This is a genomic window from Burkholderia sp. AU15512, assembly GCF_002223325.1.
Lineage (GTDB): Bacteria > Pseudomonadota > Gammaproteobacteria > Burkholderiales > Burkholderiaceae > Burkholderia.
In genome coordinates, this window is the sequence record NZ_NKEX01000003.1 from 1,285,171 (window position 1) to 1,306,972 (window position 21,802).

Annotated in this window: 27 protein-coding genes and 2 tRNA genes; 18 read left to right on the plus strand and 11 right to left on the minus strand. The window is 64.3% G+C overall.

The features are described 5' to 3' along the window. Nucleotides 1–20 precede the first annotated feature (20 nt). The 7 genes from CFB43_RS08605 to CFB43_RS08635 form a co-directional block, all read right to left on the minus strand. Nucleotides 21–713, minus strand: coding sequence for an amino acid ABC transporter permease (locus CFB43_RS08605; RefSeq protein WP_006484207.1), 693 nt, complete (start codon nt 711–713; stop codon nt 21–23). Nucleotides 714–835: 122 nt separating this feature from the next. After that, nucleotides 836–1,630 carry a cystine ABC transporter substrate-binding protein gene (locus CFB43_RS08610; protein WP_039358847.1) on the minus strand — a complete coding sequence of 265 codons (795 nt, stop codon included), beginning with the start codon at nt 1,628–1,630 and terminating at the stop codon, nt 836–838. Nucleotides 1,631–1,730: 100 nt separating this feature from the next. Continuing rightward, nucleotides 1,731–2,768 (minus strand): quinone-dependent dihydroorotate dehydrogenase, encoded by a 1,038-nt coding sequence (locus tag CFB43_RS08615; RefSeq protein ID WP_089494763.1) that lies wholly within the window; start codon nt 2,766–2,768, stop codon nt 1,731–1,733. Between the two features lie 98 nt (nt 2,769–2,866). Next, entirely contained in the window at nt 2,867–3,697 is an 831-nt protein-coding gene (locus CFB43_RS08620) for an arginyltransferase (protein WP_089494764.1), read from the minus strand. Nucleotides 3,698–3,730: 33 nt separating this feature from the next. Further along, a complete protein-coding gene (aat, locus tag CFB43_RS08625; RefSeq protein ID WP_089494765.1) occupies nt 3,731–4,495 on the minus strand; it encodes a leucyl/phenylalanyl-tRNA--protein transferase in 765 nt (254 codons plus the stop codon). An 11-nt stretch (nt 4,496–4,506) separates the two neighbouring features. Beyond that, on the minus strand, nt 4,507–5,052 hold the full coding sequence (locus CFB43_RS08630) for an NUDIX hydrolase (protein ID WP_089425269.1): 546 nt from the start codon (nt 5,050–5,052) through the stop codon (nt 4,507–4,509). 162 nt (nt 5,053–5,214) lie between these two features. Then, a tRNA-Met gene (locus tag CFB43_RS08635) sits at nt 5,215–5,291 on the minus strand. Nucleotides 5,292–5,488: 197 nt separating this feature from the next. On the opposite strand from CFB43_RS08635, the gene CFB43_RS08640 reads away from it, so the two are divergent. The 3 genes from CFB43_RS08640 to CFB43_RS08650 are packed head-to-tail and all read left to right on the plus strand — an operon-like array spanning nt 5,489 to nt 7,514. Beyond that, nucleotides 5,489–5,986 carry a heme-degrading domain-containing protein gene (locus CFB43_RS08640; RefSeq protein WP_089494766.1) on the plus strand — a complete coding sequence of 166 codons (498 nt, stop codon included), beginning with the start codon at nt 5,489–5,491 and terminating at the stop codon, nt 5,984–5,986. Between the two features lie 3 nt (nt 5,987–5,989). After that, nucleotides 5,990–6,328: a DMT family transporter gene (locus CFB43_RS08645; RefSeq protein WP_039358831.1), complete on the plus strand. Its 339-nt coding sequence runs from the start codon at nt 5,990–5,992 to the stop codon at nt 6,326–6,328. A gap of 31 nt (nt 6,329–6,359) precedes the next feature. Further along, nucleotides 6,360–7,514: an enoyl-CoA hydratase/isomerase family protein gene (locus CFB43_RS08650; protein WP_089494767.1), complete on the plus strand. Its 1,155-nt coding sequence runs from the start codon at nt 6,360–6,362 to the stop codon at nt 7,512–7,514. 118 nt (nt 7,515–7,632) lie between these two features. On the opposite strand, the gene CFB43_RS08655 is transcribed toward CFB43_RS08650, so the two are convergent. After that, nucleotides 7,633–8,061, minus strand: coding sequence for a hypothetical protein (locus CFB43_RS08655; protein ID WP_006484223.1), 429 nt, complete (start codon nt 8,059–8,061; stop codon nt 7,633–7,635). A gap of 340 nt (nt 8,062–8,401) precedes the next feature. Here CFB43_RS08655 and ssuD point away from each other — a divergent pair, with 340 nt between their 5' ends. The 9 genes from ssuD to CFB43_RS08705 all read left to right on the plus strand — a co-directional run bounded on the left by ssuD (nt 8,402) and on the right by CFB43_RS08705 (nt 15,136). Next, nucleotides 8,402–9,559, plus strand: coding sequence for an FMNH2-dependent alkanesulfonate monooxygenase (gene ssuD, locus CFB43_RS08660; RefSeq protein ID WP_089425272.1), 1,158 nt, complete (start codon nt 8,402–8,404; stop codon nt 9,557–9,559). A 17-nt stretch (nt 9,560–9,576) separates the two neighbouring features. Next, nucleotides 9,577–10,389, plus strand: coding sequence for an aliphatic sulfonate ABC transporter permease SsuC (gene ssuC, locus CFB43_RS08665; RefSeq protein ID WP_089494768.1), 813 nt, complete (start codon nt 9,577–9,579; stop codon nt 10,387–10,389). After that, on the plus strand, nt 10,386–11,345 hold the full coding sequence (locus CFB43_RS08670) for an ATP-binding cassette domain-containing protein (protein WP_089494769.1): 960 nt from the start codon (nt 10,386–10,388) through the stop codon (nt 11,343–11,345). The genes ssuC and CFB43_RS08670 overlap by 4 nt, the downstream gene beginning before the upstream one ends. A gap of 57 nt (nt 11,346–11,402) precedes the next feature. Further along, nucleotides 11,403–11,618 carry a TOBE domain-containing protein gene (locus tag CFB43_RS08675; protein WP_006476104.1) on the plus strand — a complete coding sequence of 72 codons (216 nt, stop codon included), beginning with the start codon at nt 11,403–11,405 and terminating at the stop codon, nt 11,616–11,618. 142 nt (nt 11,619–11,760) lie between these two features. Then, nucleotides 11,761–11,958 carry a hypothetical protein gene (locus tag CFB43_RS08680; protein WP_089494770.1) on the plus strand — a complete coding sequence of 66 codons (198 nt, stop codon included), beginning with the start codon at nt 11,761–11,763 and terminating at the stop codon, nt 11,956–11,958. A gap of 56 nt (nt 11,959–12,014) precedes the next feature. Further along, the gene (locus CFB43_RS08685; protein ID WP_089425275.1) at nt 12,015–12,260 is read left to right on the plus strand and encodes a hypothetical protein; all 246 of its coding nucleotides are present in this window, start codon (nt 12,015–12,017) and stop codon (nt 12,258–12,260) included. 130 nt (nt 12,261–12,390) lie between these two features. After that, nucleotides 12,391–13,377: a tRNA dihydrouridine(20/20a) synthase DusA gene (gene dusA / locus CFB43_RS08690; protein WP_256989954.1), complete on the plus strand. Its 987-nt coding sequence runs from the start codon at nt 12,391–12,393 to the stop codon at nt 13,375–13,377. A 57-nt stretch (nt 13,378–13,434) separates the two neighbouring features. Then, nucleotides 13,435–13,510, plus strand: a tRNA-His gene (locus CFB43_RS08695). A gap of 825 nt (nt 13,511–14,335) precedes the next feature. Continuing rightward, the gene (locus CFB43_RS08705; RefSeq protein WP_179254810.1) at nt 14,336–15,136 is read left to right on the plus strand and encodes a phosphatase PAP2 family protein; all 801 of its coding nucleotides are present in this window, start codon (nt 14,336–14,338) and stop codon (nt 15,134–15,136) included. A gap of 122 nt (nt 15,137–15,258) precedes the next feature. Here CFB43_RS08705 and CFB43_RS38780 read toward each other — a convergent pair whose 3' ends face one another. Next, the gene (locus CFB43_RS38780; RefSeq protein WP_226275116.1) at nt 15,259–16,059 is read right to left on the minus strand and encodes a VUT family protein; all 801 of its coding nucleotides are present in this window, start codon (nt 16,057–16,059) and stop codon (nt 15,259–15,261) included. A 542-nt stretch (nt 16,060–16,601) separates the two neighbouring features. Here CFB43_RS38780 and CFB43_RS08715 point away from each other — a divergent pair. Continuing rightward, on the plus strand, nt 16,602–17,117 hold the full coding sequence (locus CFB43_RS08715) for a GNAT family N-acetyltransferase (protein WP_089494774.1): 516 nt from the start codon (nt 16,602–16,604) through the stop codon (nt 17,115–17,117). A 75-nt stretch (nt 17,118–17,192) separates the two neighbouring features. Here the strand turns inward: CFB43_RS08715 and CFB43_RS08720 are convergent, their stop codons facing one another. Then, nucleotides 17,193–17,657 (minus strand): plasmid fertility inhibition factor family protein, encoded by a 465-nt coding sequence (locus tag CFB43_RS08720; RefSeq protein ID WP_089456141.1) that lies wholly within the window; start codon nt 17,655–17,657, stop codon nt 17,193–17,195. Nucleotides 17,658–17,801: 144 nt separating this feature from the next. Here CFB43_RS08720 and CFB43_RS08725 point away from each other — a divergent pair, with 144 nt between their 5' ends. Beyond that, nucleotides 17,802–18,377: a hypothetical protein gene (locus tag CFB43_RS08725; RefSeq protein ID WP_226275118.1), complete on the plus strand. Its 576-nt coding sequence runs from the start codon at nt 17,802–17,804 to the stop codon at nt 18,375–18,377. A gap of 227 nt (nt 18,378–18,604) precedes the next feature. Further along, nucleotides 18,605–19,213, plus strand: coding sequence for a hypothetical protein (locus tag CFB43_RS08730; protein WP_226275120.1), 609 nt, complete (start codon nt 18,605–18,607; stop codon nt 19,211–19,213). 430 nt (nt 19,214–19,643) lie between these two features. On the opposite strand, the gene CFB43_RS08735 is transcribed toward CFB43_RS08730, so the two are convergent. After that, nucleotides 19,644–20,387 carry a DUF695 domain-containing protein gene (locus CFB43_RS08735; RefSeq protein ID WP_089494777.1) on the minus strand — a complete coding sequence of 248 codons (744 nt, stop codon included), beginning with the start codon at nt 20,385–20,387 and terminating at the stop codon, nt 19,644–19,646. Nucleotides 20,388–20,473: 86 nt separating this feature from the next. On the opposite strand from CFB43_RS08735, the gene CFB43_RS08740 reads away from it, so the two are divergent. The 3 genes from CFB43_RS08740 to CFB43_RS08750 all read left to right on the plus strand — a co-directional run bounded on the left by CFB43_RS08740 (nt 20,474) and on the right by CFB43_RS08750 (nt 21,663). Beyond that, nucleotides 20,474–20,857, plus strand: coding sequence for a VOC family protein (locus CFB43_RS08740; RefSeq protein WP_089494778.1), 384 nt, complete (start codon nt 20,474–20,476; stop codon nt 20,855–20,857). A gap of 46 nt (nt 20,858–20,903) precedes the next feature. Then, nucleotides 20,904–21,212, plus strand: coding sequence for a phosphatidylserine/phosphatidylglycerophosphate/cardiolipin synthase (locus CFB43_RS08745; RefSeq protein ID WP_046546333.1), 309 nt, complete (start codon nt 20,904–20,906; stop codon nt 21,210–21,212). A gap of 208 nt (nt 21,213–21,420) precedes the next feature. Next, complete coding sequence (locus CFB43_RS08750; RefSeq protein WP_089495284.1) at nt 21,421–21,663, plus strand: hypothetical protein; 243 nt, start codon at nt 21,421–21,423, stop codon at nt 21,661–21,663. Nucleotides 21,664–21,802 lie beyond the last annotated feature (139 nt).

Here is a 21,802-nt window from a genome sequence, read left to right on the forward strand (position 1 = left end):
GCCCGGCGCGCGGCGTGCGCTCAGTGCCGCGACGGCAGCGACAGGCGCTTTTCGTACCAGCGCTGCACCCATTCGAGGATCTGGCACAGGATCCAGTACACGGCCGCGGCGGCGAGATAAAGCGGCAGCGGCTGATAGGTTGCCGCGATTACTTCCTGCGCGCTGCGCAGCAGTTCGGTCACGGTGATCACGGACACGAGCGACGTGTCCTTGATCAGGCTGATCAGGCTGTTCGACAGGCTCGGCACCGCGATGCGCAGCGCCTGCGGGCCGATCACGTAGCGCAGCGTCTGCCCCCACGACAACCCGAGGCTGTACGCGGCGAGCCATTGGCCGCGCGCGATCCCGTTGATCGCGCCGCGCATGCTTTCCGACATGTAGGCCGCGACGTTCGCGGACAGCGCGATGACGCCGGCGGGCGTCGGGTCGAGCGAGATCCCGAGGCTCGGCAGCCCGTAGTAGATGACGAAGATCTGCACGAGCAGCGGCGTGCCGCGCATCAGGCTCACGTACGCGCGTGCCAGCCACGCGAGCGCGTTGACCCAGATGCGTTCGAAACCGTCGAGCGCTTCGCTTTGCCGGATGCCCATCATCGCGAGCACGACGGCGCCAAGCAGGCCGAACACCATCGACAGCACGGCGAACTTGACGGTCAGAACGGCGCCTTGGGCGAGCACCGGCAGCGATTGGACGAGCAGGGACGTTGTCGACATGGAATACGAATCGAATGCGTGCGCGAAAGCGCAATCATAAACCGGACGCATAAAACAAAGGGCGGCATCGTGACGGATGCCGCCCTTTCCGGCCCGCCGTCAGGCGGGAAATGCAGGCGTGCTTACTTGATCGGCTTCGTCACGTCGATGCCGAACCACTTGTCCGAGATCTTCGTGAAGGTGCCGTCGGCCTCGAGTTGCGCCATCGCGTCGTCGATCGCCTTCTGGAACTTCGGGTTGCCCTTCTTGAACGGGATGCCCGACGGGTTCGCCGAACCGACGTTCGCGCCCGGGCGCAGCGGCAGTTGCGAGTTCTTCGTCAGGTACGCGAGCATCAGGCGGTCGTTGAGCGCCGCGTCGAGACGGCCGGCCGCGAGATCGCGCAGGTACTCGGGCGCGCCCGGGTACGTCTTCACGTCGATGCCCGGCACCGACTTCGCCATGTCCATGTAGTTCGTGCCGAGCGCGACGCCGAGCTTCTTGCCCTTCAGGTCTTCCAGCGACTTGAAGTCACGCGTGTCGTCCTTGCGCTGGATCAGCTGCGCGGACGAGTACGTGTACGCCGGCGAGAAGTCGAGCGTTTCCTTGCGCTTGTCGGTGATGCCGACCTGGTTGGCGATCACGTCGAACTTGCCGGCCTGCAGGCCCGCGATGATGCCGCTCCATTCGGTCGTCACGAATTCGGCCTTCACACCGAGCTTCGCGGCCACGGCCTTCGCGATGTCGACGTCGAAGCCGACGAGTTCGCCTTGCGGGTTCTTCGAGTTGAACGGCGGGAACGTGCCTTCCAGGCCGACCCGCAGCGTGCCGCGTTGTTTCACCTGGTCGAGGAGGTCGGCCGCATGCGCGGTGGCAGCGGCGAACGACGTGCCGATCAGGCCGGCAACCAGCAGCTTCTTCAGCAGCGCAATCTTCATCGTGTGTTTCCTTGCCCTGTCCGGGTCATTGATTCTGATAACGGGGTCGATGATAGCAAAAATGCAATCGACTTTTAAATATCGTTTGTTTATGCCTATATTACGCGGAGCGTTCGCGGGCGACGGCCTTCACGCATTCCGCGACGAGCGCGGGACCGCGGTAGATGAACCCCGTATAGAGCTGCACCAGCGCCGCGCCGGCCGCGAGCTTCGCGCGGGCATCCTCGCCCGAGAAAATACCGCCGACACCGATGATCGGCACATCGCTGCCGACTTCGGCGTGCAGCTTGCGGATCACTTCGTTCGACGCGTCGAACACGGGGCGGCCGGACAGGCCGCCGGCTTCGTCCGCATGCGGCAGGCCCTGGACGGCCGCGCGCGACAGCGTCGTGTTGGTGGCGATGACCGCCTCGATCTTGTGGCGCAGCAGCGTGTCGCCGATTTCCTTGACCTGTTCGTCGTCGAGATCGGGCGCGATCTTCAACGCGAGCGGCACGAGCTTGCCGTGTAGGTCGGCGAGGCGCTGCTGCTTGTCCTTCAGCGCCGCGAGCAGCGCGTCGAGCTCGCCCGCACCCTGCAGCTGGCGCAGGTTCTTCGTGTTCGGCGACGAGATGTTGATCGTCACGTAGCTCGCGAACGGGTACACGCGCTCGAGGCAGTACAGGTAGTCCTCCGCGGCGCGCTCGATCGGCGTATCGGCGTTCTTGCCGATGTTCAGGCCGAGGATGCCGCGATAGCGGGCAGCCTGGACGTTCTTCACGAACTGGTCGACGCCGTGGTTGTTGAAGCCCATCCGGTTGATCAGTGCTTCGGCCTGCGGCAGGCGGAACATCCGCGGGCGCGGGTTGCCGGGCTGCGGGCGCGGCGTGACGGTCCCGACCTCGATGAAGCCGAAGCCGAGCGCCGCGAGGCCGTCGATGGCCGCGCCATCCTTGTCGAGGCCGGCCGCGAGGCCGACCGGGTTGCGGAACGTGAGCCCCATCACGGTGCGCGGCGCGTCGGGCACGCGGGCCGACAGCGCGCAGGCAAGGCCCGTGCGGCCGGCCGCGCCGAGCGCGCGTAGCGTGAGGTGGTGAGCGTCTTCCGCATCCATCTTGAACAGGGATGCGCGGGCCAGCGGATAAAGGGAACTGAACACGGGAATAGGGCGGACAGCCGGAATGAATGACAACCCGCTATTTTACCGGGAGTTGGGCGGCAGGGGCGCGCTTCGCTTCGTCACCCCCGCGGCGCGCGTCAGCCCGAGCCGGAATGCCCGCCCGGCAACGGCGCACGGGCCAGTGCCGCGTCGACGGGCGGCAGGTCGATCCGTTCCGGATCGAGTATCTTCCAGCGGCCGTCGATCAGCCCTTCGAGCGGGTGGAAGTTCGCCTTGTAGGCCATCTTCGGGCTCTCGCGGATCCAGTAGCCGAGGTACACGTAGGGCAGGCCGAGGCTCTTCGCCTGCTCGATCTGCCACAGGATGTTGTAGGTGCCGTAGCTCGTGTGCCGGTCGTCGGGCTCGAAGAACGTGTAGACGGACGACAGCCCGTCGCCGAGGATGTCGATCATGCTGACCATGCGCAGCTTCCCGGGCTCGCCGCCCGGGACGTCGAGGTCGCGGAATTCGACGAGGCGCGAGTTGATCCGGCTCTGCAGCAGGAATTGCTCGTACTGGTCGCGGCTGTCGCGATCCATGCCGCCGCCCGCGTGGCGCGCGGACTGGTAGCGCATGTAGAGCGCGTAGTGCTCTTCGTCGTAGTGCAGCGGCGAAACCGTCGCGACGAGCGTGCGATGCCGCTTCCACATCCGGCGCTGCGTACGCGACGGCGCGAACGCGGCGACGGGGACGCGCACCGGCACGCAGGCACGGCAGCCGTCGCAGTACGGACGATACGTGAAGACGCCCGAGCGCCGGAAGCCGGCCTTCACGAGCTCGGTGTAGATGTCGGAGTTGATCAGGTGGCTCGGCGTCGCGACTTGCGAGCGCGCGACGCGGCCGTCCAGATAGCTGCACGGATAGGGCGCCGTTGCATAGAATTGCAGCGCCGAAAGCGGTGAAAGCGGCAGCTCAGTCGGGTGAGTCATGGGCAGCTCTCGTTGCAGGGAGGGAGTGCCGCGCTAGCGCTCGATCCCGGAGGGGGCCGCCGTTTCGGCGCGGCCCGTCAGCGCGGCGAGCACGCGCTTGTCGAACTGCCACGGAATCGGCGGTTCGGCTACCGCGCTGCGCACGTGAGCGACAAAGGCCTTGCGTGCGATCTCGCGGCCGCCGAGCGACGCTAGATGCGACGTATTCTGCTGGCAGTCTATCATTTCCAGCCCCTGCTCGCGAAGGTGCGCGACGAGCGCGGCCAGCGCGATTTTCGACGCATCGGTCGCGTCCGCGTACATCGATTCGCCGAAAAACATCCGCCCGAACGACACGCCGTACAGGCCGCCGACGCGCCGCCCGTCGTGCCACGTCTCGATGCTGTGCGCGTTGCCGGAGCGGTAGAGCGACGTGTAAGCGTCGATGATCTCGGCCGTGATCCACGTGCCGCGCTGCCCGCGCCGCGGCGCCTGCGCGCACGCACGCATCACGCCCGGGAAATCGTGGTCGACGCGCACTTCCCAGTCGGGCTCGCGCAGCACGCGCTTCAGCGTCTTGCGCAGCGAGGGCGACACCTTGAATTCGGCCGGCACGAGGATCATGCGCGGGTCGGGGCTCCACCACAGCACGGGCTGGCCGTCCGAATACCACGGGAAGATGCCGCGCAGGTACGCGTCGATGAGGCGCGAGGGCAGCAGGTCGGCGCTCGCGGCGAGCAGGCCGGGCGCGCCGGTCGCGGGACCGAGCGCGCGTTCGATGGGCGGAAACGGATCGTCCGGGCCGAGCCAGGGGACCATGGGGCGGGGGCTCAGCCGTTGCGCAGCGAGCGGAAGATATCGCCGGTGTGCACGCCGTAGTCGCCCGCGGCGCGATCGGCGAAGAAGAACCGCAGGGTCTGGCTGACGGTCGGGAACGCGATTTCGTCCCACGGGATATCGGCTTCGTCGAACAGCTTCACTTCGAGGCTTTCCTCGCCGGCCTCGAACGCCGGATCGGTGAGCCGCGCGAGGTAGAACAGGTGGACCTGGTGCACGTGCGGCACGTTGAGCAGCGTGAACAGGTTCTGCACCTCGACGCGCGCGCCGGCTTCCTCGAGCGTTTCGCGCGCGGCGGCTTCGGCCGTCGTCTCGCCCATTTCCATGAAGCCCGCGGGCAGCGTCCAGAACCCGTAGCGCGGTTCGATCGCGCGGCGGCACAGCAGGATCTGATCGCCCCAGACCGGAACCGTGCCGACGACGTTGCGCGGATTCTGGTAGTGGATCGTGCCGCAGTGATCGCAGATGAAGCGCTCGCGGTTGTCGCCCGGAGGAATGCGCGCGATGACTTCGTGACCGCAGACGGAGCAGAATTTCATGTCGAGTGGAAGGGACGAGGTGATGCGAGTGTATCACCGGGGCGCGGCATTCTTGAACGCCTGCGCGTGCAGGCCGCGTGTCGCGCGAAGCGGGACGAGGCGTGCGGCGGAAAAACAAAAAGCCCGGCGCGGAGCCGGGCTTTTTGCGTAATTCTGGACGGTTGGTTGCGGGGGTAGGATTTGAACCTACGACCTTCGGGTTATGAGCCCGACGAGCTGCCAGACTGCTCCACCCCGCGTCCGTCGAAGAAATGAATTATAAGGAGTAACCCGAATGCGTGCAAGCGTTTTCTGACAATTTCTTGTCGCTGCTTGTGGGGCCGGTACGGCGGGTGCGTGCGCTAGAATCGAGCGGTTTGTTTCGTTTCTTCGGCAGCGGGGCCGCGCGCGATCGCTTCGGCGCTGTTGCGACTCTCATTACTGTATCGACGGATTCATGGATATCGCTCACGATCTGCAATCGATCGGCGCGCAGGAACAGGCGCTCGTATTTCCCCAATTCGACGCGGCCCGCGCATGGGCGCTCGGCAACCGGATGCACGCGCTCGCGACGTCGCGTGGCCATGCGATCGCGATCGACATCGTCACGTTCGGCCAGCCGCTGTTTTACGCGGCGCTCGCTGGCACCACGCCCGACAATGCCGACTGGGTACGCCGCAAGCGCAACGTCGTCGCCCATTTCCGCCGCAGCTCGTACGCGATCGGCCTGCGCATGCAGCAGGCCGGCGCGACGCTCGCCGACAAGCACGGGCTGCCGATCGCCGAATATTCGCCGCACGGCGGCTCGTTCCCGCTGACCGTCGCCGGTGCCGGCGTGATCGGCTCGATCACCGCGTCGGGGCTGCCGCAGCGCGCGGACCACGAATTCGTCGTCGAGGCGCTCTGTGCCGAGCTCGGCCACGACTACGCCGTGCTGGCCCTCGCGAGGAGCTGAGCGATGCAGCTTCCCGGTTACGCCTGGCTCGCGATCGCGATCGTCGCGGAAGTGATCGGCACGTCGGCGTTGCGCGCGGCGGACGGCTTCACGCGCCTCTGGCCGTCTTTGCTGGTCGTGGCCGGTTATGGCATCGCGTTCTACTGCCTGTCGATCACGTTGCGCACGATGCCCGTCGGCATCATCTATGCCGTCTGGTCGGGCGCGGGCATCGTGCTGATCACGCTCGTTGCGATGCTGCTCTATCGCCAGGTGCCGGACCTGCCGGCCGTGATCGGCCTCGGCCTGATCATCGCCGGCGTCGTGGTGCTGAACCTGTTCTCGAAGATGCAGGCGCACTGAGCCTGCGACTGCCATTTGCCGGATGACTCTCATGACCGATTCCTCTCCCGCTGCCGTTTCCGCCGAATCCACTCAGCCCGACGTGCGCGCGACTGTCGCGAACCGCATCGGCTTTCTCGAACTGAACCGGCCGAAGGCGCTGAACGCGCTGTCGGTCGGCATGATCCGGCTGATGCAGCAGGCGCTCGACGCGTGGCGCGACGATCCGGAGGTCGTCGCCGTCGTCGTGTACAGCCCGCATCCGCGTGCGTTCTGCGCGGGCGGTGACGTGCGCTTCTTCCACGATGCGTGGCAGCGAGGCGACCGCGATGCGGTCGACACGTTCTTCACCGAGGAGTACACGCTCAACCACACGATCTTCACCTATCCGAAGCCTTATATCGCGCTGATGCACGGCGTCGTGATGGGCGGCGGCATGGGGATTTCGCAGGCGGCGCGGCATACGGGCGGTCTGCGTGTCGTGACCGACTCGACGAAGATGGCGATGCCGGAAACCCGTATCGGCCTGTTCCCGGACGTCGGGATGAGCTGGTTCCTCGCGCGCACGCCCGGCGCGCTCGGCCGCTATCTCGCCGTGACCGGCGCGACGCTCGACGCGGCCGGCGCGCTGTACGCGCAGCTCGCCGACGTTTATCTGCCCGATGCCGCAGTGCCGGCGCTGCTCGATACGCTGCGCAGCGCGCGCATCGACAGCGGCGCGCAGGCAGTCGCGTGCGTGGCCGACGCGGCGGCCGCACACAAGGTCGTGCCGACGCCCGACACGTCGGCGCTGGCCGACGCGCGTGCCGGGATCGACCGGCATTTCGCGCAGCCGGACATCGGCGCGATCCTCGCGTCGCTCGACGCCGAGCCGGATTGCGCGGCCGTCGACGGATGGGCCGAGAAGGCGACTCACGCGATGCGCGAACAGTTGTCGCCGCTGTCGATGGCCGTCTCGCTGGAAGTCGTCGAACGTGCACGTGGCGCAACGATGGCCGATTGCCTGCGGCGCGATCTCGATCTCACGCGCTCGACGTTCGCGCGCGGCGACGTGATCGAAGGCGTGCGTGCACTGATCGTCGACAAGGACCACCAGCCGGCCTGGCGTTTCAAGTCGTCCGCCGATATCGACCGCACGGACGTGCTCGCGATGTTCGACAGCCCGTGGACGCCGGACACGCATCCGCTGCGGAAGCTGCAGGACTGACGTCGGTCGGACTGGCCGAAGCGCGCGCTGGAAACGACAAGGCCGCCTGCACGTGCAGGCGGCCTTTTGCATGGGTGTCGACCGGTGGGTGGCGAAGGGCGCAGCGCTTGCCGCCGCGTTATTCGTCGCCTGCGTCGTCCGACATGAACGCGCGCATGAACACGAGGGCGCCGAAGCCCCATACCGCATTCGCCGCGAAGCCGGCCGCGAGCACGGGCATCATGTTGCCCGACGGCCAGATGCCGCGCAGCGGATCGATCGCGAACACGCGGGCGGCCGTCAGCACGATGCCGCCGAACACCAGCGCGCCGATCCACGAGGCCTCGCGCTCCGGCGAGACGCGCAGCAGCCACGCCATCGGGATCGCGCAGCACGCGCTGATCAGCGCATTCGCGACAAATTCAGGAATGCCGAGCGGCGCGAACGGCTGCGTGGAGAAGCCGGTTGCGGCGATCAGGTCGGCCGTATGAAGGAGGGCGAGCGTGGCTTCGCGGAAGAACAGGGCGGCCAGGAAGCCGGACAGGAATGGCAGGATGACTTTCTGCATCGATGAGTGCACCGCAGGCGCGCACGGCCGGGGCCGTCCGCGCGGAGTTATTCGGATAGGTGCGCCATTATAGGGCCCGCCCGCCGCGATATTCGCTCCAGCGTCGTGCTAATCACGAAAGCGGAAAACCTAAGCTCAAAAAAATCGTTCCAAAGCCCTGCACCGATCCCTAGACTGATTTCCCAGAAACAGCCGTGCAATCGCGTCCTCGCCCGCTGCACGGCCTGACCGGCGAGCCATCCCGATTCGAACGCACACCATGCATGCGCCGCGCATCCGCGACGCGAGCAGGGAGGTGTTTTTTCAAATTCCGGCAAGGACAGTCAAGCAGGAGCAGCAGATGAATGTGTTCTGGTTTATCCCCACGCACGGCGACAGCCGCTACCTCGGTACGGCCGAAGGTGCGCGCGCCGCGGATTACGATTACTTCAAGCAGGTCGCGGTAGCGGCCGATACGCTCGGCTACGAGGGCGTGCTGCTGCCGACCGGCCGTTCCTGCGAGGATGCGTGGGTCGTTGCGTCGAGCCTCATCCCGGCGACGCAGCGCCTGAAATTCCTGGTCGCGATCCGTCCCGGCATCGCATCGCCGGGGCTGTCGGCGCGGATGGCCGCGACGTTCGACCGCCTGTCGGGCGGCCGCCTGCTGATCAACGTCGTGACGGGCGGCGATGCCGCCGAGCTCGAAGGCGACGGCCTGTTCGCGGATCACGACACGCGCTACGAAATCACCGACGACTTCCTGAACATCTGGCGCGGGCTGCTGTCCGCGTCGCACGACAACGGCGGGTTCGACTACATCGGCAAGCATCTGCAGTCGAAGGGCGGCAAGGCACTGTATCCGCCCGTGCAGCGTCCGCATCCGCCGCTGTGGTTCGGCGGCTCGTCGCCGGCTGCGCACGAGATCGCGGCCGATCACATCGACACCTACCTGACCTGGGGCGAGCCGCCCGAGGCCGTCGCGAAGAAGATCGCCGATATTCGCGCCCGCGCCGAGGCGCGCGGCCGCAAGATCAAGTTCGGCATTCGTCTGCACGTGATCGTGCGCGAGACCGAGGACGAAGCATGGCGCGACGCCGAGCGCCTGATCAGCCGCCTCGACGACGAAACCATCGCACGCGCGCAGAAGGCGTTCGCGAACATGGATTCGGAAGGCCAGCGCCGGATGGCCGCGCTGCACGGCGGCAAGCGCGGCGGCCGCGAGGCGCTCGAGGTGTACCCGAACCTGTGGGCCGGCGTCGGCCTCGTGCGCGGCGGCGCGGGCACCGCACTCGTCGGCAACCCGGAGCAGGTCGCCGAGCGCATGCGCGAATACGCGGATCTCGGCATCGAGACCTTCATCCTGTCCGGCTATCCGCACCTGGAGGAGTCGTACCGTTTCGCGGAACTCGTATTCCCGCTGATCAAGGGCAACGGCGCGGCGAAAGCGACCGGCCCGCTGTCGGGCCCGTTCGGCGAGATCGTCGGCAACAGCTATCTGCCGAAAGCGGCCCAGAGCTGAGCGACAGGAGGCCTGCGATGACAACGAAAACGTCGACGACGGCCGCGGCCCTGGCCGCCCGCGCATGGCGCGGCGTCGCGCCGTGGCTCGTGCCGCTCGCGCTGCTGGCGGCATGGGAAGTGGGCGCGCGCATCGGCTGGCTGTCGACCCGCGTGCTGCCCGAACCCGTGGCGGTCGTGCGAGCGGCCTGGTCGCTCGTGACGTCGGGTGAAATGTGGGCGAACGTGAAGGTCAGCACGTGGCGCGCGCTGTTCGGTTTCGCGATCGGCGGCGGCGTCGGCCTCGCGCTGGGGCTCGCGACCGGCTTGTCGAAGGCGGCCGAGGTCGCGCTCGATTCGACGATCCAGATGATCCGCAACATCCCGGCGCTCGCGATGATTCCGCTCGTGATCCTGTGGTTCGGCATCGACGAGAAGGCGAAGCTGTTCCTCGTTGCGCTCGGGGTGTTCTTCCCGGTCTACATCAACACGTATCACGGGATCCGCTCGGTCGACGCAAACCTGATCGAGATGGCGAAGAGCTACGGCGTACGCGGCTTTGCGCTGTACCGCGACGTGATCCTGCCTGGTGCGTTGCCGTCGATTCTCGTCGGCGTGCGCTTTGCGCTCGGGCTGATGTGGGTGATGCTGATCGTCGCGGAAACGATCTCCGCGCAGTCGGGCATCGGCTACATGACGATGAACGCGCGTGAATTCCTGCAAACCGACGTGGTGGTGGTCGGCATCCTGCTGTACGCGGTGCTCGGCAAGCTGGCCGACGTGCTGGCGAAATGGCTCGAGCGCGTGACGCTGCGCTGGCACCCCGCTTATCAATCAGGAGCAAAGGCATGAATGCGACGACTTCGGCGGCCGCCTACGGCCCGCTTGCCGGCGCAGACCTTGAGGCCGAACTGGTGCAGGCGCGTGTCGCGGACGGCGACGCGCGGGACGCAGCGGTTCTCGAACGTGATGCCGGCGCATCCGTCGTTCCGCTCGCGCGGCGACGGCCGGGAAGCCCGGCACCGGACGATGCGGTGACGCTGTCGGGCGTCAGCAAGCGCTTCGGGGCGCGCACGGTGCTCGACAACGTCGAGCTCGGCATCGCGCGCGGCAGCTTCGTCGCAATCGTCGGCCGCAGCGGCTGCGGGAAATCGACGCTGCTGCGTCTCGTCGCGGGACTGGAGCAGCCGAGCAGCGGCACGCTCGAAACGCGCGGCGAGGGCGGCGGCGAACTCGATACGCGGATCATGTACCAGGATGCGCGCCTGCTGCCGTGGAAGACCGTGCTGCAGAACGTGATGCTGGGCCTCGGACGCGGCGCGCGCGACCAGGCACGCGCGGTGCTCGATGAAGTCGGCCTGCTGGAACGCGCGAACGACTGGCCCGCGCAACTGTCGGGCGGCCAGCGGCAGCGTGTCGCGTTGGCCCGTGCGCTCGTGCACCGGCCCCAACTGCTGTTGCTCGACGAGCCGCTCGGCGCGCTCGACGCGCTGACCCGTATCGAGATGCATGCGCTGATCGAGCGGTTGTGGCGCGAGCATCGATTTACCGCGCTCCTCGTTACGCACGACGTGCAGGAGGCCGTCGCGCTCGGCGACCGCATCCTGCTCATCGAGCAGGGGCGGGTGGCGCTGGATCAGCCGGTGCCGCTCGACCGGCCGCGCGCCCGCGCGTCGGCTGCGTTTGCGGCGCTCGAGGATCGCGTGCTGAAACGCGTGCTCGCTGGCGGGCCCGGTGCGGCCGACCACGACGCACCGCATGAGGCAGACAACGTTCGACCGGTCGGGCAGATCCGCTGGGCCGTTTAATTCCGGGCGGCAGCGGCCGCCCGTTCTGAGATCTTTTTCTTCGGAGCGATCAACCTGATGAGCATCACTGCAATCAACGTACGTAACCAGTTCAAGGGCAAGGTCAAGGAGATCATTCGCGGATCGGTGGTCTCCGAGGTCGACGTCGAGACGCCGTTCGGCATCGTCACGTCGGTGATCACGACCCGTTCGGTTGACGAACTCGAACTGAAGGTGGGCGCGGAAGTCGTCGCGCTCGTGAAATCGACCGAAGTATCGATCGCGCGCCTCTGAGCCCGCGTGTGCTGCACCGCCGCGGCGCCGCGGGCAACCTGCCCGTGGGCGCCGTCCGGCATTGGCGCAGCGCGTTTGCCTTGGTATTCGACGTCCGGACGAAGTGCTAGGATGGAGCGACACCGATGCCGGAGGCCAACGCATGACCCCCATCCTTTCCCCCGAAGCCATCGAGGCGCTGAAATGGATCGACCAGTTCGGTGAAAGCCGACCGGTTCCCGCTGCGTTCGACGACGTCGTCTACGCGTTGCTGAACGAGGGGCTGATCTACCAGGCGGCGGCCGACCGGGTCGACCTGACGGCCGAGGGCAAATCCTTTTTATCCGACGAATACGATTGAGCGCACGGCGCCGGGCCGCCCGGGCGGCTTGGCGCTGCGTCGCCACGGAGCGTGCGATGGAACCGAGAGGCAGCGACCTCGGCGATTTCAGCGAGCCGTACCGCGGCTTCGAGATCGAGGTGAAGACCGAGCAGGTCTGGGACGGCGAGCATGCGCATTACCGCGTGCTGCAGGGCGACGCGGTGCGGATCGACTGGCGGCTCGTCAAGGTCGACGGGATGCTGCTGACCGAACGGCGCGTGATCGAGCGCGTGCTCGACGAGGCCCGGCGGGCGGTCGATGCTGAGCTGGGCGAGGGGTAGCACGCGTGCCGGGCAGGCACAGCCCGTGTTGCGGTAAAATACCGGGTTGTTTCCGCGCCGCCTGGCCTGTTGCCCGAAATCCATGTCCGTACCGTCTTCACTTCCTCCCCGCCGCGTATCCGTCGCGCCCATGCTCGACTGGACCGACCGGCATTGCCGCTCGTTCCACCGTACGCTGACGCGCGACACGTGGCTGTATACGGAGATGATCACGACGGGCGCGCTGCTGTTCGGCGATGCCCAGCGGCATCTCGCGTTCACGCCGAACGAAGCGCCGGTCGCGCTGCAGCTGGGCGGCAGCGAGCGCGACGATCTCGCGCGCGCGGCGAAGCTCGGCGAGCAGTGGGGCTACGACGAAATCAACCTGAATTGCGGATGCCCGTCCGAGCGCGTGCAGCGCGGCGCGTTCGGCGCGTGCCTGATGAACGAGCCGCAACTCGTTGCCGACTGCGTGAAGGCGATGCGCGATGCGGTGTCGGTGCCGGTCACGGTCAAGCACCGGATCGGGGTCGATGCGGTCGAGGACTACGCGTTCGTGCGCGACTTCGTCGGTACGGTGGCCGAGGCTGGCTGCGAAACGTTCGTCGTGCATGCGCGCAATGCGATCCTGAAGGGGCTGTCGCCGAAGGAGAATCGTGAGATCCCGCCGCTCAAGTACGACTATGCGTATCAGCTGAAGCGCGATTTTCCGTCGCTCGAGATCGTCATCAACGGCGGTATCACGACCCTCGACGAGGTTGCGCAGCATCTCGAGCATGTCGATGGCGTGATGCTTGGCCGTGAGGCGTATCACAACCCGTACGTACTCGCCGAGGTGGATACGCGCTTCTACGGGTCGACCGCCGCGGTGCCGACGCGCGAAGAGGCCGAGGCGAAGCTGATCGAATACTGCGCGGCCGAACTGAAGCGCGGGACCTACCTCGGCGCGATCGTGCGGCACGCGCTCGGACTGTATCGCGGCATGCCCGGTGCACGCGGCTGGCGTCGTGTGCTGTCCGACAACAAGAAGCTCGCCCGAGCTGATCTGGCCGTGTTCGACGAGGCGCGCGCGCATCTGAACGAGGCCGAAGAAATTTTTGAAAAAAAAGCTTTGCAAGATTCAAAAGTGTTCGTATAATCTTGTTCTTCGCTGCTGAAACACAAAAGCAGCGAAGAACAAAAAGCAGTAACAGTGGTGGCTGTAGCTCAGTTGGTAGAGTCCAGGATTGTGATTCCTGTCGTCGTGGGTTCGAGTCCCATCAGCCACCCCACAGAATTCCAAGCGGTATCAAGTTGTTAAAAACGGCACTGTCCCAAAAGACAGTGCCGTTTTTGTTTTGGCATTCCACAAAATGGAATTCCCAGTGCTTTCCGATTTTGTTTCGGTCGTACGCCCGTGCGGTTGTCGCGGGGTTCGCATGCAGGTCGGGCAGGGCGCCGCGCTCGCTCTGATGTTGGGTGCGTAATATGCACGCAAGTCATGGAATGCGAATCGATCGGCAATGACCTTCGCCTCGATCGTTTCGCTCATCAACTTCCCTCGGCATCCCTTGAATCCGTCGCGCGTGTAGTGCGTGCCGCGCCTCGGCGTGAACACGGACAGGCATTTCTTCGTGCCGAATCGCCTCCAACCGACCGGGGCGTGCCGCGAGCGTTGGCATGATTTCGAACGGCTCGATTACCTTGCGGCGCATCTTCCGGCATTGCATTGCGCGCTTCACGCGAGTGTCGACCGGCTAAGCGAGTGCCTTCGATCGACACAAGGCGGTCGAGACGCGGAAACGCCCCTTCAACGGCGGAAACACCGCAACCACCTCCGCCATGAGCGCCCGTTCCCGCGATGATTGATTTGGCTGGCCTATGACAAACGCCCAGTGTAATTTTTTGCCGGGCGTGATTGAATATGTGCTGACAGGACGGATACACCGTCAATAAAAAGCATGGCCGGGGAAAATATGAGAACGAGAGTATTGGGGGCGTTTGCGATTGCTTGGATGCTGACGGGTGTCATGTTTGCTGTCGATTTCGCGACCATGGGCCGATTTGGGCTGTCCCTCATTCACGAGTGGTATCCGCAATCGGTCGAGACGTGCGTCATGACGCTACTGATCTGCGGTGTCTTAGTCGGCATCGGACGTATCCCGCGCTATCGGGAAATTGCCGAAAAATTTCGCTGTCGGGATATCGCGCTCTCGGTCCTTTGCTTTCGAACCGTCACGATGAATGCGCAGGCGGCAGTGATTGCGACGTATATCGGGGCGGCCGTCAACCGTCCCGAGATCCAGGGTGCGCTTCTGGCGTGGGAGCAATCGTTCGGATTCGATTGGTTGAAAAGCTACCAATGGGTCGTACGTTACGAGGTTATTCAGCAAGTACTTTTGTTCGCATATAAAACCATTTCGTATCAGATGGTTCTGTTGTGCTTTTTATTCGGACTGTTGCGCCGAAAGCAAGAGCTTTGCGAGATGATGCTGATATTCGTGATTTCGCTGATATTCGTCGTTGCGATTTCGACGTGGTATCCGGCGGCGAGTGCATTCCCGTACTTCGGTATTATCGACTCCGGTCCGGCGTCTCACCTTTCTGATTATTTCAGTGCGAGAACTGGGGCGCCCATGGTGATGAATCCCATGGCGATGCAGGGAATCGTTTCGTTACCGTCATTTCATGCAGTCGTCGCGGTAATGTTGATCTACGTCACACGTAATCTTCGCTTCATTTTTCCCGTCGCGCTCGCGCTCAATTCGGTCATGCTGGCATCGACGTTCTCGGTTGGTGGCCATTACCTGGCAGATATCGGTGCCGGCGTGATCGTGGGCATCGTGACGATAGGGTTGGTGCGTCGCTGGTTCTTGGGGTATGAAATCGCGCGGCGACCGATCCTGACGGGACGCTGAATCAACCTTTCCACCGTCCGCATGCTTACTCCACGCGCTGAAGCTGACACGGGCTGGTACCTGCGCGTCGAACTTCTTCCATCAAAAAAGCGTAGTCAGCGATATCTGGACAGCGCTCGTCGTCACCGATCAACCACATTGCTCGCGATCCCCGCCTGAACCGTTCGAGTGTTTCTAAAAACCACCCACGACCACAAAGCGCCACCCGCCACCTTTGCAACGAACTGCAATGCGGCGATCGTCGGAAACACCGCCCCGAACGCAATAAGCGGAAAGACGATGGAGTCGACAGCCGCACCCGCGACGTTCGCACCGTTGGCGCGCGCCAGTATCGGAAAGCGACGTGCGAGTTGAAACACGATTGCACTTGCTACGGCTGCCGAACCGAACGCTGCGAGAGACGCGAGGGCGATTTCCTTGGCAGCCGGATTGAGCGCGTAACTGACAACACCAGCGGCCGCGATCAACGCAAGCATCCTTGACCAAAGCGCGCGACCGCGCCAGTCCAGATGGAGTCGGTCTCGAATCGCGAGATCGAGTCCGATCAGAAAGAACGCGATGATCGGTGTAGCAGCGGGTCCGAAATGAGCGACCATCAGGTTCGCGACAGCGACTGCTGCGATATAGATCAAGACGTACATGATTCCCCTGCAGTGAAGAGTGCGCGCTGCGCCGATTCGGAGCCGAAGTTTGCCATACATGGCCGATTGAATGGAGTGGTGCTTTGCTACGAGCAAGCCGGGTGGAGCTTCGCACGGTTGGCGGACGGCCAGCGTTGCGGGCGACAGGATATCGTCACTGTGTCGCCGGTTTTCATCAATGGATCTTCGACACGAGATTGGATGGCCGTATCCCGCCGACATGATGTTGCGAAGTTTCCTGTCCCAGCTAAGGTTCTTGCGCTCCGTGCCGTTATCTTCCATGGACAGCCCTCGTGCCTCGAATGCTGATCCGTTTTCTTGCCTGCTCGCGTTCCGCGTGAGCAGGCTTTTTTCGTTTATGGCCGCGCTTTGCGCATGAATGGCGGAATGGGACAGGGACTTGGCGTGAACCGACAGCGCGCAACAGTCTTGCATTGATGTAATGTGTCGGCTTCCTCGTGCCCTCATGCTTTGCAGGGCCGTTCGATCCCGACGACCAATGATGGTGTCGGGATTTTTTTTGCCTTCATTCCGTTGCACAGGCAACGAGTTGCAGCGACGCCCGGCGGGCAGGCGCTGACGCGATCGCGTCAGGCGTGAAGAAGACGAGCGCTGGCGGACGTCACGAGCTGGTGGGTGGCGACGGCGCATGCAAGGTACGCGCCGATTACGTGCGGAGTGCGATGCCGTGATTTCGTCGGCCCGGGACAGGCCGACACGGTATCGTTCGCACGCAGGTCGTCGAGGGTTGCATGCCGCAACGCGCGGTATATTTTGCGGCGGGATGTCCCGATCAAGAGAGCAAGCTGAAGGAGTGACCACCGATGCCGGAAACCCGGGCCACGCTGCGTGCCGCGACAGCGCACGACGCAAACCATATCGCTCGCCTGCACACGCTGAGCTGGCAAACCGCATACAGCCACATCCTGCCGGCTGCCTACCTCGCCGACGAGGTACCGACGGAGCACGCGAACCGATGGCGGCACTATCTGGATCGCAATGAAGAAGAGTGGGGGCTCGTGCTGATCGCCGAGGCGGATGGCGAGCCCGTGGGCTTCGTCAGCGCCGAGCGTCCGGTCGACCCGGTGCCTGGCGTGTTGCTCGACTGCCTGCACGTCCATCCTGCGCATCACGGAAGCGGCACGGGCAAGCGCATGATCGAAGCCGTTCGTGCCTGGGCGCGTACGTTTGGCGTGGACAAGGTCCACCTGAAGGTGCTGGAGGACAACGAACGCGCGATCGGTTTCTATGAACACAACGGATGGCAACTGGCGGGTATCGAGACGAGCCGCATCGGCCAGACGGAGGACACCGACCGGATCTATGCGATACAGGCGTAGCGGCCTGGCGACGTTCGAGCGAACGGTCGCACGAGGTACGGCCGTCGCCGGGCGAAAGCCGAACGGACTCCGTCGCTACTCGCCGCAGTACCGCACGAGCAAATCGGCTTCCGTCTCGTGCACCTCGACGGGCAGGGTCGTTGCGCCTGCATAGGCCAGATAGCGTGCGCGATGCTGGCCGTTGCGGAACGACGCGACGCCGACCTTCGACAGGCCGGGGATGCCGAGCAGCGTTCGCGTTCTCGTCTCGCGAAACGTGATGTACGGCATGTCCGCAATCCTGTCCTGTTCAGGATCGAGGAATTCGCGAATGCCCGCGGCTTTTCCAGGGGCCCAGTACAGAACGGACGGCAACACGTAGTCCGTCGTGTCGCGGTCGGCACATGCCAGCAGTTTCGGCAGGTCGATCGTCACGACCCGATGGCGCGTATCGTCAGACGAGAATACCCGCTTGAGGTGCGTGTAGGCATAGGGTGTGTGCCCGGGAAGCTGGATCACCCAGACTTCTACGCCATTTTCCTGTGCGTGGGCGAGTGCCATTGTTTCCTCTGATGCCGCAAGCGGCCTTATTGATTCCAGTTTAGCAGCGCGATTGCGGCGGCGAGGCAGGACAATACCCGAAATAGGAAATCGGCCCGATTCGCGGCAGAACCTTGGCCGCGAGCAAAAGCGCGGAGAACAATAGTGAGCAAATCGATTGCGGTCATGTGTCGGCGATCGATATCGACAGGTCACGAGAATATCGCGATACTGCTCGCGGACATGATGCGCCGCGCGAATTTCATCGAAGATTCATACAGTGTCGAGGAACCCGATGCGCGGCACATCGTAAGTACAGAGCTGGCAGATCGACCGGAGAAAACCATGTCGTCGAAACTTGAAATCGAGTATCTCGATTACTGTTTCACCGCGATGCTCGAAATCAGGGCGTCCGGTCGGACAGGCGTTGTCGACTGGCATCTCGAATCCGATTCGCGAAGCAAGACGCTTACGTGGGTCGTGTTCGATCGATTTCTGGAGCGACATGATTTCGTCGATGAAGAGGATGCGCGTGCCAACATCATCGACTGGCTGGAGCGGCTGGCCGATCCGAGATCGGGCGCGCCGGTCGAAATGGCGAAGGCGAACGCGGTTGCTGCCGGGACGGTGGCGACGGGCGCATCGACCACATCGACTGCCGAAATCGTCGGCGAAACCGTCATCGATATCGCGGGCGAACTCGACTGGATAGAGATGGTCGCAGAATGGCTTTTCAGCTGACCGTCACGATGACGAAACCCGGTTGTCATGACGCGAGTCACGGCGTTCGCAAACTGCGGTTTCGAAAAAATCGGTGCAAGAAAATGAAACCAGAATCGTCTCGATCGGAAAAATAGAATAAACCTGCTTTGACAACACCTGCGACTTACCGGAGACTGGGCCCGGGCTGAAAATATCCGATTGAATTAAAACAAAATAAAACTCCAGACATGAAAAGAAGAACGCTGTTGACGGCGGGCGCGATCGTTGTCGCTGCCGGCCTGGCAGGCTGCACTGCCATGCTGTTCGAAGACGGCCATTACGAAGAGACAGTCGACCGATTCCTCGTCAGCGAGGACGGCAAGCAATTCGTCGTGCTCGGCAAGAAATATCACTACATCTTCGAGATGCCGGAGCATCTCGGCGCGGTGCTGGCATCGCCTTACCGGAAATCGATCGAGGCGTCGCTATCTGGGTTCGTCGCGCAGGGTAGCAAGATTTCGGGCGACTTCTCGCTGCGGCTCCACCGCGATCACATGACCGATGAGGACTGGAATCGTGCGCTGGAGGACGGCTTCACGAAGCTCGGAGACTGGGATCTGGGGATGAAGGGTGAACTGGCCGGATCGCGCTATCGCGCCGATGGTTTTGCGCAGGGCAAGACATGGTCGTCGTTTGCGCATGCGTACAAGATCCCGGTCACCGACCGCATCACGACGGCGGGCAAGGCCGTGCGCGTGCTCGCGACGCCTGTCACCCTCGCGGCCGACGGCGTGATGATGATCGGGGCCGTGGTGCTGTCGCCCGTCATCGTGGTAATGCTTGCGCCGGTCGCGGGCGTTGCGCTCGGACCGTGACGCGATCCGCGCGGCACGCGAGCGAACCAATTGCTGCGGCATTGTCACCAAATGGTGAGTTGCCGCACAGATCGTTGTGCGGCCCACGCTCACAATTTGGCCGGTTGACCGTTCTTCCCCGGCCCGGTCAACCGTTTCCCCGCTCGCTCGCGCAGGAGCGGGGGCTTTTTGCCCGTCCGACGCGGGAAGGCTGCGTCGACGGAACCGGACAGGCGTCCGGCGGGCGGCGTGAGCGCATCGATTGCGCGCCCCGGCATCCGTTCGCCTGGTCCGCACGAATCGCTTTCCTCGTGCCTGAGCGAACCCTCAGGCCCATCGCCGGTTTCGGCCGGTGATGCCTTGGTCCCGGCGGCGCGCAAGCATGCCGCCGGGATATTTTTTGCGCCGGATGCGTTGCATCACGTGTCGCACAGCGGGCAGGTCGACCCGCTCAGCCAGCCTGTTCGACGCTGGTTTCCCATCCGTCGTAATCCCCTCCGAGTGCACGCACTTCGTGGTTGATCGCGATCGTATGGCGCGTGATGTCGGCCAGCGCCATGGTGCCTTCATGTGAAAACCGGACCGCCGACTTGCCGTCCTCGGTGGGCGCCACCGATTCGACCGGATAGCCTTTCGATTCGGCCCAGTCCGCGAACTGATGCGCGTCGCTCGGGTCGGGGAAGTATGCCCAGTGCATCACGCGCCGGCTTACCTCGCTGGCGTCGCCTTTCTTCCGCAATTCATCCAGCACGCGCATGTCGCGCATGATCAGCCAGTCGTCATCGGTCGGGTAGAGCGTCTGCCAGTACGCTTCCTTGTCCGGATCGTCCTGATGTGCGTACTGCAGGGCGTAAGTCGTCTGATCGGCCAGCGTGTCGACGATCTCCGCCGCTGCCTCTTGGTCGAACGGCACGTAGAAGAGGAAATCCCGGTGGCCGTCGACGGTGATGCGACCAACCTGCACGCCCCCTTTCGCGGTGATCGTGGCGTCGAGCAGATCCTCGATCGTCGCGAGGTCGGTGAATTCGTCGCCGCTCGGCAGGCCTTCCGGTGTCGGATGCGCAAAGGGGACGCGCACGCTGAGCAGCGACGTGCGCGGATCGCCTTCGGCGATTTCCGCAAAGCTGTGGTTGAAGCTGATGAAAGCCTGATGGTCGCCCATTCTGGCAGGGAAGGTTCCCCAGGCGTCGGTCATGTGTTTCTCCCGTGCACGATTGTCTGTTGACGGTTGTAAAGCGTCCCAATGTATCATCGAAAATCACGTGGGCCGGAGAAGCGCGCATGATCGCGAGTCTGGGCATTCTGGTGCCGGTCGAAGACGATCGCTTCCGGGCGGTGGTGGATTTCTATCGGGTGGCGCTCGCGCTGCCCGTGCATGCCGAAGGCGTGTCGGCTGCGGGGAATCCGTGGCATCGCTTTGTCGTGAATGCGGCGACGTTGACCATCCATACGGGTAGCGGTGGCAAGTTTCCGTACCCTGAGTTTCGTCCGACCGGCCATGGCATTGCGCTGGCGATCGAAGTCGCGCACGTGTCGGAAGCCGTCGCGCGACTTGAGTCGTGTCGCGTCAGTATCCTGAACGAATGGGACTACGGCGACGGCACGATCGCGATTTCCGTGGCGGATCCGGCGGGAAACGTCTGCGAGATCTGGGGCCGTCCGTGACCGCGTATCGGTACGGCGGGCCGCAAAAAATTCGAAGGAGATGCCAATGTCGATGTTTGCGGTGAATGGCGTGCGAATCGATCCGCTCAGCGCGCGCGTGACGCACGTGCGCTGGGCGGCCGTGAATCCGGCTGACCGGTCGTGGGCGGCGACGCCGAGCGAAGCACCGGTGGCAGATGTGGCGCGCGCGCTTGCGTCCGGTAACGATGTCCGCGCAATCTTCTCGGCATCGGACGCCACCGCGATCGGGCCCCGGCTGAAGCGCGTGCTGTATCGCGATGCATCGGAAGGCATCGAGCTCGACATCGATGCAACGAACGAGTCGCGCACTTTGCGCGACCTGCCGCAAATCTGACCGGCGCGGCATGCGTCAGCGATGGCGCGTGCCGCCGCATGGAGGGCGGCACCTGGCCGAATGGCCGCTCGCGCGACGTCGATCGCGAGGAGTAGTATTGGATGATCGCCATGCTGCATTGGCGGTTGCGCCGAACGGTCTGACGGGGCACGTGATCTTGAGCGAGCCCGTTTTCCCGGAAGCGAATATCGCAAACGCGTACGAAATCATGTCAAGACCGCTCATCGCCCTGTTGGCATCCGCTCTTTATCTGGCGTTGTCGGCTTGCCAGACAGCGCCCGAGCCGCCTCCGCTCCCGTCGCCCGACACCGCGTCGGCTGCCGCGGCCGTGCCGGCATCTTCGCCGTCCGAGCCGATCCGTGGCGTCGGCCAGGCACCTCATCTGGCAGGGCAGAGCCACTGGGCCATTGGTCAATGCACGACCAACGGTACCGTCAAGGTGTGCAACTGAACATGACCGATGCCGACGGAGCGTGGCCGGTTCCGTGCGGACGAAGGCGTGTTGTCGTGCGTCGATGCTTACCGTCGTCGATCCCGAGCATTTTGCGGCGACAGGCCGCCTGTCTCGGCGCGTCGATCGGGTATCCGGC